The sequence below is a fragment of the Tangfeifania diversioriginum genome (assembly GCF_900141875.1).
GTDB lineage: Bacteria > Bacteroidota > Bacteroidia > Bacteroidales > Prolixibacteraceae > Tangfeifania > Tangfeifania diversioriginum.
Genome location: NZ_FQZE01000018.1, coordinates 94,764 through 107,663 on the forward strand (window position 1 = coordinate 94,764; position 12,900 = coordinate 107,663).

Annotated in this window: 5 protein-coding genes; 4 read left to right on the forward strand and 1 reads right to left on the reverse strand. The window is 41.9% G+C overall.

Annotated elements, in window-relative coordinates; genetic code table 11:
- Nucleotides 1-69: 69 nt before the first annotated feature.
- Nucleotides 70-7,716 carry an HYR domain-containing protein gene (locus BUC07_RS12425; protein WP_073169922.1) on the forward strand — a complete coding sequence of 2,549 codons (7,647 nt, stop codon included), beginning with the start codon at nucleotides 70-72 and terminating at the stop codon, nucleotides 7,714-7,716.
- 350 nt (nucleotides 7,717-8,066) lie between these two features.
- On the opposite strand, the gene BUC07_RS12430 is transcribed toward BUC07_RS12425, so the two are convergent.
- Nucleotides 8,067-8,612, reverse strand: coding sequence for an RNA polymerase sigma-70 factor (locus BUC07_RS12430; RefSeq protein WP_073169925.1), 546 nt, complete (start codon nucleotides 8,610-8,612; stop codon nucleotides 8,067-8,069).
- Between the two features lie 142 nt (nucleotides 8,613-8,754).
- On the opposite strand from BUC07_RS12430, the gene BUC07_RS12435 reads away from it, so the two are divergent.
- The 3 genes from BUC07_RS12435 (at nucleotide 8,755) to BUC07_RS12445 (ending at nucleotide 12,820) form a co-directional block, all read left to right on the forward strand.
- A complete protein-coding gene (locus tag BUC07_RS12435) occupies nucleotides 8,755-9,453 on the forward strand; it encodes a hypothetical protein (protein WP_139279572.1) in 699 nt (232 codons plus the stop codon).
- 11 nt (nucleotides 9,454-9,464) lie between these two features.
- Nucleotides 9,465-10,454: a FecR family protein gene (locus BUC07_RS12440; protein WP_073169929.1), complete on the forward strand. Its 990-nt coding sequence runs from the start codon at nucleotides 9,465-9,467 to the stop codon at nucleotides 10,452-10,454.
- A 134-nt stretch (nucleotides 10,455-10,588) separates the two neighbouring features.
- Nucleotides 10,589-12,820, forward strand: coding sequence for a secretin and TonB N-terminal domain-containing protein (locus BUC07_RS12445; protein WP_083578234.1), 2,232 nt, complete (start codon nucleotides 10,589-10,591; stop codon nucleotides 12,818-12,820).
- Nucleotides 12,821-12,900: the final 80 nt, after the last annotated feature.

A 12,900-nucleotide genomic window follows, 5' to 3' on the forward strand; every position in this document is an offset into this window, starting at 1 on the left:
TGTTCCCACTGGTAATAAGTAATTGCCGGAATAAAATTTTTATGCCAAAAATCAAATAACTGAATAATTATGAAACAAATTTTACTTTCATTTTTCCTGCTTGTATTTGCCTTTAGTTTTAGCGGAAATGCGCAAAATTTTAATTATGCCCTCGAATTTGACGGCAACAATTCGTATGTAAAAGCAGACAGTGTAAGCCATGCTGTTAGTAGTTCGAATGAGTTAACAATGGAAGTCTGGATATATCCGGAAAGTGTATCCGGACAGAGATTTATTCTTACTTTTCATCAAAATGATTATGGTAACCGAATACTGTTTGGAGTTAAAGACGGAAAATTGCATCTTAGCTACAACAACGGAGTCGATAATTCTGTGAGTGGCAGCAGCACAATTCCGCTTCATGAGTGGTCTCATATTTCCGTATCGATTGACTTTGGCAGCGAAATTGCAAATGTTTACCTGAATGGACAATTTGATTTTCAATATAATGTTTCTGTAAAACCTGATGCAGATGGCCGCTTCTCGATTGGTCAGGACTTCGATGATGCCAGGATTACAGATTGTTTTATTGGCAAAATGGATGAGATTCGCATTTGGAATGCCGTTCGTACGCAACAACAAATTCAGGATAACATGAGTTCAGATCTGGTTGGCACCGGGAGTGAACTGGTTGCTTGGTATAAAATGAGTGACGGCAGTGGAACTTCGCTCACCAATGATGCCGGAACATCGTATGCCGGAACATTTATGGGGGGAGTAAGCTGGACGACAAATTATCCGGCTCCCGGGACAGGAGATGGCTCTGTTGGTAGTCCCTTTGAAATAGCCACTTTGGAAGATTTATTGTGGTTGTCCGGTACCAACAACGAATGGGATAAAAACTATATACAAACTGCGAACATCGATGCTTCTTCCACTACAGCCTTGTTTGGTGGCAAAGGTTTGTCGCCCATTGGAAATTATGATGATAAATTTACCGGTTCGTATGATGGCCAGGAATATAATATAGATCAGTTATATACAAGTGGCACCAGATTTCAGGGACTTTTCGGTTATCTTGATAATGCTTCCGTTAAAAATTTGGGATTAACGAATGTGGATATTTCGGGAAGTGAAGTCTATGTAGGAGCTTTGGCTGGAAGAACATATAAATCAACAATTGATAATTGCCACAGTACAGGAAGCGTGCGTGGGCAAAATAATTATATCGGCGGGCTTGTTGGGGAAAATTTTGAATCTACTATAAGTAATTGTTACAGTACGTGTGATGTAAACGGTGAAACAGCCAGCTATGTGGGAGGTTTGGTTGGTCACTGCAGTTCATCAGGCATTACAAAAGTTGCCAATTCATACATACTAAACTGTTATAGTAAAGGGACAGTCAAAGGGGGCACGTACAGTACCGGGGGATTGGTTGGTAATGCTTTCCTTTCAATAATTCAAAACAGTTACAGTACCAGTAATGTTGGTGGAGAAAGACATGTTGGTGGGCTGGTTGGTTTATGCCAGTCTTCAACTATACAAAATTCCTACAGTGTTGGTACAGCAAGCGGAACCGGATACAATACCGGTGGGTTGGTTGGGCAGCTTCATGGATACACCACGTTTGGCGAAACCTATATAGATAACTGCTTTAGTGCATCGTTGGTAACCGGATCTTCTTGGGTTGGCGGTCTGATAGGGCATGATCAATTTCCCGACTATAGCAATGTAAATAATTCTTTTTGGGATATGGAAACATCAGGAATGGAAAACAGCGCCGGGGGAAGCGGTGCAATTGGCAAAACAACTCATGAAATGAAAACACTGGGTACTTTTACCGATGCCGGTTGGGATTTTGCTGATGGTTCGGGTGTTTGGGGGATTACTGATCCTGCAACATGCCTGGTTTCCTATCCTTATTTGCAACAAAATCAACAGGATCCGGCTCCCGGCCTGGCTCTCCCGAGTCTTTCAGATGGTGGGGAAATAGCTTCCGATCAAACCATTTGTTTTGGGGGAATCCCGGATGAGTTAACTAATTTAACATCCCCATCCGGATATGACGGTACGCTCGAATACAAATGGCAACAATCAACAACAAGCGCGACAACCGGATTTTCCGATATTCCAGGCAGCAATTCAGAAAATTATTCTCCGGCAGAGCTTACAGTGAATACCTGGTTTAAACGCCTGGCTCGCGTCGAATGTGTCGCTGATTGGACTGGGGCGGTGGAATCGAATGCGATTAAAATAACTATCGACGAAACCCCGCCGGCGATTACTGTCCCTGATAACATTATAGCTTACAGTGATGCGGATAAATGCGGGACGGTTGTCGATTACAACAAAGAAGTTGTGGATGTTTCACAAACAGAACACAACCTGGGAACAGCCGGGAGCGATCAATGGCAATCCTTTAAAGCCGGGCAAACCGGTAAATTTACAAAACTTCGGCTTTACCATAACGGCAAAACCACATTGATATTTTCGCTTGAAGTTTATGAAGGAGATGGTATTTCCGGTGAAAAAATATTTACCCGTAATTATGATTTCGGAACCATCGGCAGTGGTCCTATTGAAGTTGTCCTTCCCGCAGATGATGCGCCATTACTGACAGAAGACAACGTTTATACATTTCGTATTCAGGGAACAGGAACCGGCTTTCTTTGCAACAGACCAAAAAATTACCCGGATGGGACATATTACTCCAGTAGTTATGGTTATCCGGACTGGAATTTGAAATTTACTACTTATTTAACAACTGGGATTAAGGGTGTTGACAATTGCGGGCAGACTACAATTACACAGAGTGAAGGATTGGCAAGCGGTGCTGTTTTTCCGGTAGGAACTACAACAAATACCTTTATTGTTACTGATGATACCGGAAATACAGCTGAAGGCTCTTTTACTGTCACTGTAGAAGACAATGTGGTACCAAACGTTGTAACACAAAATATTACGGTGCAACTCAACGCCAGCGGAGCAGCAACAATTGATGTCGATGACATCGACAATGGTTCGTCCGACAATTGCGGCATTGCAACCCTGGCGCTTTCACAAACTGATTTTGATTGCAGCCATGTGGGAAGCAACTCAGTCACACTCACGGTAACCGATGTCAACGGCAATACCGGCACAGCGACTTCAACGGTAACCGTGGTTGACGATATTGACCCGACAGCGGTCGCTCAGAATGTGACCATTTACCTGGATGCAGACGGCAATGCTTCAACTTCCGCTGCTTCGGTAAATAATGGTTCGTCCGACAATTGCGGCCTTGCAAACCTGGCGCTTTCACAAACTGATTTTGATTGCAGCCATGTGGGAAGCAACTCAGTCACACTCACGGTAACCGATGTCAACGGCAATACCGGCACAACAACTTCAACCGTAACCGTGGTTGACGATATTGACCCGACAGCGGTCGCTCAGAATGTGACCATTTACCTGGATGCCGAAGGGCAGGCTTCAGTTGCTGCCGAACAGGTTGACAACAGTTCGACCGACAACATTGCAATCGTTTCAATGACATTGTCTGAAACCAATTTTACCTGTGAGGATTTAGGCGAAAACACCGTTACCCTGACAGTTGCAGATGCAAAAGGCAATTCGGATGAGGCAACTGCTACAGTTACTGTGGTGGATAACATCCCGCCTGAAGCACAAGGGCGGGACTTAACTGTTTATTTGGATGAAAATGGTGTAGCTGGTATATCTCCGGTGGATATGTATCCGGGAGAATCGGTTACATTTAGTGCCTACATGTATCCTCGAAATGAAATGGCCTTATCAATTAGTAGTTTACCTATTTCCCCGGAAGAATTGGATGGATCCTATTTCAAAGTAAACAATTCAGAAGTACATCAAATGTTTTTAGACAGAACTGATAGTTATTGGGCATATTTTTATGTTGATTATAACTATTATTCATCCACGCCAAATACCATAGAGCTTTTTGGTGCCAGACCTTATGAATTCTATTTTTTTGAAACGGCTTTTGATAATTGCGGGGAAACCGAAATCACTTTAAGTAAGAGTAATTTTAATTGTTCTGAAGTTGGCGAAAATGAAATTAACGTAACAACTACAGATGAATCAGGTAACAGTTCGGAGAAAAAAGTAGTTATAACAGTTATTGATCAGGTAAAACCGGTAGCTGTTACACAGGATATCACCGTTCAGCTCGATGCAACCGGAAACGCAAGCATCACAGCGGCTCAGGTTAACAATGGTTCAAGCGATAATTGCGGCATTGCAAACCTGGCGCTTTCACAAACTGATTTTGATTGCAGCCATGTGGGAAGCAACTCAGTCACACTCACGGTAACCGATGTCAACGGCAATACCGGCACAACAACTTCAACGGTAACCGTGGTTGACGATATTGACCCGACAGCGGTCGCTCAGAATGTGACCATTTACCTGGATGCAGACGGCAATGCTTCAACTTCCGCTGCTTCGGTAAATAATGGTTCGTCCGACAATTGCGGCCTTGCAAATCTGGCGCTTTCACAAACTGATTTTGATTGCAGTCATGTGGGAAGCAACTCAGTCACACTCACGGTAACCGATGTCAACGGCAATACCGGCACAACAACTTCAACGGTAACCGTGGTTGACGATATTGACCCGACAGCGGTCGCTCAGAATGTGACCATTTACCTGGATGCAGACGGCAATGCTTCAACTTCCGCTGCTTCGGTAAATAATGGTTCGTCCGACAATTGCGGCCTTGCAACCCTGGCGATTTCACAAACCGATTTTAACTGCTCGCATGTGGGAGCAAACACGGTAACACTGATCGTAACCGACAATAACGATAACGTCAGCACAGCAGAAGCAACGGTAACTGTGGAAGATAATGTGGCTCCGTTAGTTTTTACAAAAAATATTACCGTGCACCTCGATGCAAGTGGTAATGCATCCATAAGGCCGGAGAATATTGACAATGGATCAAATGATAACTGCGGAATTGAGTCTTTGGCATTGTCGCAGACCCAATTCTCCTGTTCAGATATTTCAGATGAAGGAGAGATGGTATTTGGATGTGATAACGCCGGCAATTATTTCAGTCTCGATATTACTACCGGAAATGCCGCTGTTATCTCCAGTGAGTTCATGATTGATGATTGTGGCATGGGTGAAATGTTGTATGATCCGGAAACACAAAAAGCCTGGGCTCAAACACGCAATGGATGTGGATATGGTTCCCTGTTTGATACTGAAACTGGAAACTTCATAAATGAACCTGTTAATACGTCCGGTGGAGCTGGAGATTTTCAGGGTGGAGCGGTGGTTGACGGTACATGGTATGTAGCACAGGTTACTACCGGTAGCCTGGCAATACTGAATCCTGAAACTGGCGTTATTTCTCCTGTTGGTTCATTCGTAAATGCCAGATCGATGAGAGGCATGGCTTATGATGCTGAAAATGAGATTATGTTTGGCGTTAGCGGAGGTAATCCTGAACTTAAATCTACTGGAAGTTCAGTCTCAACATTTGGAACGATTAATCTGGGCACAGGTGAATTTACGCCTGTAGCCGACATTCCTTTTCCTCTTGGGGCACTTGTTATGGTTGATGGAAACCTATACGCCGGAGAAAGTGGAATGGGAAGTAATGGCGGAATTTTTACGATCGATAAAGCTACAGGTGAAACTGAGTTAGTGGGTTTTACTGGCTTAAATACTCCTGTTTCCGGACTGATTGCGACAAAAACAGATGGAAAGAAAGTTACCTTAACAGTAAAGGATATGAATGGTAATTCATCAACAGGAAATGCGATTGTAACAGTAGAAGACAATATCAAACCGACGGTGGCTACAAAAAACATTACCGTTCAGTTGGATGAAACCGGGAACGGTTCAATAACTGCCGCCGAAGTGGACAACGGCTCCAACGATGCCTGCGGAATTGCGTCGCTGGAACTTTCACAAACTGACTTTGACTGCTCGCATGTGGGATCAAACACGGTAATACTGACCGTAACTGACAACAACGATAACATCAGTACAGCAGAAGCAATGGTAACCGTGGAAGACAATGTTGCCCCGGTTGTTGAAGTTCAGCCTCTAACAATTTACCTGCGTGAAAATGGGGAGTATGTTCTTAACTCCCGCGATATTGATAAAATGGCAACTTTTATTTCCGATGCCTGTACTCCAGTTGAATCAGTTGAAATAGAGGTTTTTCCGCGTGCATTTGAATGTGTACATACCAACACCGATGTTTCTGTTGCTCTAACTGCCACCGATGAATATGGAAACAGCGCAACCCGAAACACAACGGTAACCGTTCTTGATACGATTGCTCCCGTGGCTGTTTGTAAAGACATCGATGTTTATCTCGATGAAAACGGAACCGCCCGCATTTTTCCGGGACACATCAATGATAGCCATAACAATACAAATATTCCGGAATGGGCCCGAACTTATAACTTGCTGGGAGGTGGGAGTTATGATGCCTGCGGAATCATGTTTGCCGCAATAAGCCAGTCAAAATTTGATTGCAATGATATTGGTGAAAATATAGTGACACTCTTTCTGGATGATCCAAGTAAAAATCAATCTTCTTGCACATCCGTTGTGACTGTTCACGATACGATTTCTCCAACTGTTGAAACGATTTCAGATATTGAGGTGGAAGTTGAAACGGGAATTTGTGAAACAGAAATAAAGTATCCTGAAATAACTGCAACAGACAATTGTAATTTAACATTGGTACAAACCGAAGGCATTGGCCCTGACGGATTGTTCCCGGTCGGTACAACTACTGAAGCCTGGCTTGCAACGGATGATGCCGGAAACAGTACAACGCTCTCCTTCAATGTAATAATCACTTCAACAAACGATTTACCCTCAATAAATCCGATTCCTGATGTTTTGGTAACAGAAGATACTGAGGTTTTAACTGTTGATTTGCACGGGATTTCGTATGGTAATGATTGTGAAAAACAGACGGTAACTCTAACCACAGAAAATACAAACCCGGATTTGATTACATCTGTCGATGTGAATTATCCCAACACGGATACCGGTTCTTTAATTCTGAATATTGCCCCCGGGAAAAGCGGTCAAAGTGAGATTACGGTTACTGTTACAGATAGTAAAGGCGCCAGTGTTTCTGAAACTTTTACAGTAGTTGTAGAAGAAGTTAACCACGCCCCGGTTTTAGTGAATCCGGTTGCAGATCAAAGTGTGGCTGCTTCTTATGGTTTAAAAATTCCTTTAAGTGCAGTTCCTGGTGAATACTTTGATGACCCGGACGGGAATCCTTTAACAATTACTGCAATGTTTGAAGGTGAAGAAGTACTTCCTGCATGGGTTGAATTTGCCGGAGATACATTATATGCAACACCTATGATTGCTGATACAGGTTGTTATGCTGTGGTAGTGGAAGCCTTTGATGGTGAACTGACTGCTACCGATACATTCCAGGTTTGTGTTGAGGGATATCCAACTTCAATTGACAATATAGGAGCAGGAAAATTTGAAGTGAACCTTTATCCGAACCCCACCCAGGGGATGGTGAATGTTGATATCGAATCTTCTACTGCCCGCGACATTGAATTAACAGTGCTTGACATAACCGGGAAACAGGTATTGCACAGACAATTTAACGCTGCCGAACGGATTACCTTCGATATGTCGGGTAACGTTTCGGGAATGTATTTAGTAAAATTAAATATTAGTGGAAATCAGGTTATTAGAAAGCTTATACTTAATGCAGAATAATTTTTAAGAGTAAAGGAGTCAAAGATTAATTTATAAAGGATGTAAACAGAACTGTTTGCATCCTTTTTTCATTCACTATACGGTAGAAAGAAATTAACCAAAAGTTCTGATTCAGGGAATGCTAAATAAAAAAATCTGCTGATAATCAGCAGATTTTGTGATTTCCAAACGGAAAAATGTCGAACTTTTTGATTGGAGATTATGAGGCTGTAATGAAGTTTATAAGTGCAAAAAAACAAACGAAAAGGCTTAAATTATAAATAGTGATTTTTAGTTTGAGTATTTACTGAGGGGCATGAATAAAGGCAGTGTTCCGATTTAAGCGTATTTCTTTAGCTGGTTGTGGAACCCTAAACAAAAACAATCAGGTAATCCCTGAAAGCAGTGCGAACTTCTTTTAAAGCCAAACTAACCTGGCTTTCCACATTCCGTTTGGTGGTTTCCAGTTCCCTGGCTATTTCTTCGTTGGTCAGGCCTTGTTGCCGAAGCAGATAGACTTTTTTTCGTTGGACGGGCATTTTTTCAACAATCATTTCAATTAAAAGCGCCTTTTCCAAAGCAATGTATTCCTCCTCCGGGCTATGGGAAAATGTTGAAGGAGCCTGCACCTCAATAATGGTTTTGGTTGCGTATTTCCGTTTCAGAAAATTAAGAGCTTTGTTTTTTGCGATGGTGTATAAATACGAATCGAATGATTTTCCGGGGTCGATACTTTTATGATTTTGCCATAAGCCAACAAAAACGTCTTCGGCCAATTCTTCCGCGTCGGCCATTGTTTTAACATAACCCAAAATAAAAGTTCTTACCTTTGTGTAGTAGAAAATAAAAACTTTTTCAAAAGCCGGATGATTCCCTTTTTTCAACGCGGATAATATGGACTGGTCGATTATTGTCATAAAACGACGAAGGTAGATTTTCCTCCTCAGAGTGCAAAGTCCAATTTACTTCCCTCAACCAGAATAAAGTTTTTTTAGTAAAATTTAGATTTTTTATTGAGTTTCTGCCAACTTAATTGTACTCCTTATAAAAATGATAAATATGAAGCATAAGCATTTATGGATAATTTTTCTGGCAATACAATTTTTTTTTGTATTTCAGGTAAAAGGGCAGGAGCAGCAAAAAGATACAACCTCGGTTCCCCGTTCAATGAAGGAAAAAGGAGATTTACAACTACAATCGGTTCAACCTACTCCGAAACTGGCAATGCCGGAATTGGGGAGTATGGATGAAAGTTTTCAAGGAACTCCAATTGACCAGAAAATAGCAAGCTTTAATTTTAATCGGGAATTGAAATATTTAAATGCCCTGAATGGAGACTCGTCCTTTATGTTTTTGCCGTTGTACCCCGGACTGGGCGATTATCAAAATTTTGGAGGGACATTGGGAAGCTTCAATTTATCCGACAAATTGGCGTTAGATTATGGCGCTTTTATTAGTGCACAATACGGTTATCTTTTTTCGAGCAAACAAATTGTTTTAGGCAGTAACTTCCTGTTGAGTTACGCTATTACAAACAAGCTACAATTTCAAACATGGGGGCAATATGTTACGCCCGGAAACAGTTCAGACCCCACGTTTGATATGCGAACCTTTTTCCCAACAACTAATTTCGGGGCAGGACTGCAATATGATTCCAACGAGAAAACAAAAATAAAAGTGGGTATTGAGTATCAATACGACCAAAGTGATAAGACCTGGAAACCGGAATCGGGCGGAAAAGTTTTATTGAAATTTTAATAATCAGCAATATGAAATCGGACAAAAACACAGATGTGGCAGAAATGTTACGGCTGTACTTGCGCGACCGCTATGCTTTGGAAACCGAAGAAAAGGTGCAGCAGTGGCTGGCAAAAAATCCGGTAACGGAAGAGATGGAACAAGCCTCAAAAGAATATTGGGATTCAATAAACACGAGAAAAGATACGACTACATTTGAGGCTTTAAAACGGGTGAATACAAAAATCGGCATTCAGTTACCAAAGACGAAAACCGTCCGGTTAAAAGTTTTCTCAAGAGTGGCAGCCATTTTTATTCTGCTTGTCGGAATAGGTGGCGTTTGGTTTTATTTGCAACACGATGCCAAGACAGCAATGATTGAAATCTCGGCAGCATACGGAGAAACGAAGCAAGTAACATTGCCCGACCAAACAGAAGTCTGGCTCAATGCCGGGAGTTCTTTGAAATACCCTTCAGAATTCAGTCAGAAAGTGCGTTCGGTTCATTTAACCGGGGAAGCATTTTTCTCGGTAACAAAGAATCAATCAAAGCCTTTTGTAGTAGAAACAAAAAGCCTGGCTGTAAAAGTTTTGGGGACAAAATTCAATCTAAAAGCCTACCCTGATGAGCACCAGACGGTAGCAACTTTACAAGAAGGAAAAATTGAAGTTCAAACTGCAAAAAATCAAAAACAACAAATGGAGCCGAATGAACAATTGGTTTACAACAGCGAAACGTCAGCCTTAAAAGTAGTAAAAATCAATGTCGAAGACATCCCGGATTGGAAAAACGGGAACTTAATATTCTCGGAAGCTACGCTGGGTGAAATCTTGCAAACACTCGAACGGCGCTTTAATATTTCTATTGATACAGATAAATCAATTGACTTATCAACTGAACGTTATACCATAAAATTTGATCGGAAAGAAACCCCAGAGCAAATCCTTCAAGTTTTGGCAGATATGTCCGGGGATTTTTCCTATTCCTCGAAAAGCGGACAAATTATATTGAAAAAGAAATAGTATAAACTTCAAAAAAACATGCCTATGAAAAAACAGAACCGGTAAAAAGCGGACACTTTCTACAGGTTCAAAACGAAGATACAAAACCAACTCTGCGAAAAGTAACTTAGTATCAACAATACAAATGTAATAGAATGAGCTTAAAAAATTTAACGATAGTATTTCTTATCCTTTCAATTTTCCTGTTTGCTTTCTCAAAGCAGTCAATGGCACAGGAAAAACGTATAACAATTCAAAAAAAGAATATTTCACTAAAAGATGCCTTTAACGAAATTGAACGACAAACCAATTATAGCATAGCTTACAAAAAATCGGAAATAAACGAGAAGCAAAAAATCAACCTTTCATTAAAAGATGTGAGTCTGGGAAAAGCCTTGGAAGAAATTTTAAAAGAAACCGGGCTCAAATACAAAATTAATGGCTACCACATTATCCTGGTTCCGAAAAAGAGAGAACAGGAAGCAAAGGAAACTGGACTTACCCAAACCATCCGCGGAACGGTTTACGATGCAGAAACAGGACAGCCTGTGGAATTTGCCAATATTTCGTTATTGGAAAACCCCTCGATAGGAACCATTTCAGACAGCCTGGGGCATTTTTCCATTCGAGGAATTCCGCTGGGGTACGCCAATATTAAAGTATCCTTTGTTGGGTATCAACCCTACATTTACCGGGAAATATTGCTGACCTCGGCAAGAGAAGCATCGGTTGAAGTCCCGTTAAAAGAAACCTCTCAATCGGTAGGGGAAATAACTGTCCGTCCGCAAGTAAATAAGGAGCGTGCCGTAAACCCTATGGCTTTGGCGGAAGGACGCATGTTGAGCGTGGAAGAAGCCAATCGTTTTGCCGGTGCGTTTAACGACCCGGCACGTTTGGTAACTTCTTTCGCCGGGGTATCCGGGACGGGTGGAATTTCGAGCAATGCGCTTTCCATTCGTGGTAATGCGCCGCAATATACCCAGTGGCGTTTGGAAGGTGTTGAAATTCCCAACCCGACACATTTTGCCGACATGATTTCTTTGGGAGGCGGGGTGTACTCGGCTTTGAGCAGCCAGGTGATGGGAAATTCCGATTTTTTTAACGGGGCATTTCCGGCAGAATACAGCAATGCGCTTTCAGGGGCATTTGATATGCAAATGCGCAACGGAAACAACCAAACGCATCAAAATACGTTTCAGGTAAGCTTGATTGGAATTGATTTCGCTTCGGAAGGGCCCTTGAGCAAAAAGCACACCAGCTCGTATATTTTTAATTACCGGTATTCGCTGACTGGGCTGGTTGCCGATGTTAACCTGAAATACCAGGACCTTTCATTCAAATTAAACTTGCCAACGAAAAAAGCTGGCACATTTTCAATTTGGGGACTCGGGCTGACTGACAATAACAAGGTTGGCCCGCTCGATAAAGAAGACTGGGAATCTTATGCTGACCGGCAGGATGTAAAAACAACACTGGAAAAAGCCAGTGGCGGGATTACGCATAAATATAACCTGAACAATGATACCTATATCAAAACAGTGTTGGCAGGTACCTACAGCGGAATACTTCAGGATGTAGGACAAGTTGATTCGCTGGATTCACATGTGCAGGTAGTCGATATCACCAACAAAAACTGGAACATTGTGCTGAATTCATACATCAATAAGAAATTTAGCTCACGCCACATTAACCGAACTGGGATTACGGCAACAGGAATGATTTATGATTTGAAATACAATGTTACGCCCAATTACGGCCTAAATAGGCCAATGGAGAATGTGGCCAAAGGTTCCGGGAACAATTTGCAGGTTTCGGCCTGGTCCCAATCGGTTTTTGAGTTGTCACCGAAATTTTCGCTTAGTGCGGGGCTCAACGCACAGTATTTTAATCTGAACAAAAATTTCAATTTTGAGCCGCGGTTGAGTATGAAGTGGAATTTCAGACCAGACCATTCTTTATCGGGAGCTTATGGTTTAAACAGCCGACGCGAGCGATTGGATTTTTACTATGTAGTTAACTCCACAACAAACTTGCCTGGCAATAAAAATTTGAACTTGACAAAAGCGCATCATTTTAACTTGGCTTACGACTGGCATATTTCCGATGTCCTTCACCTGAAAGTTGAGCCGTACTACCAATATTTGTTTGACGTTCCGGTGGAGCCCAATACTTCTTTTTCGGTGCTAAACCTCAATGATTATTACCTCGATAAAATTTTGGTCAACGAAGGAAAAGGAAAGAATTACGGAATTGATGTTACATTGGAACGCTACCTCAAAAAAGGCTCTTATTATTTGCTCACCGGGTCTGTTTTTAAATCGGAGTACATGGGTGGAGATAAAATTTGGCGCAGTACCCGGTACGATCGTGGGTTTAGTTCAAATTAGAAACCCACGTTCTCTGAACGTGGTCAGAGTCGTTTTACGGGTTTGCCTATAAAAGACTCATTGCTAACTTTCGAAAGTTG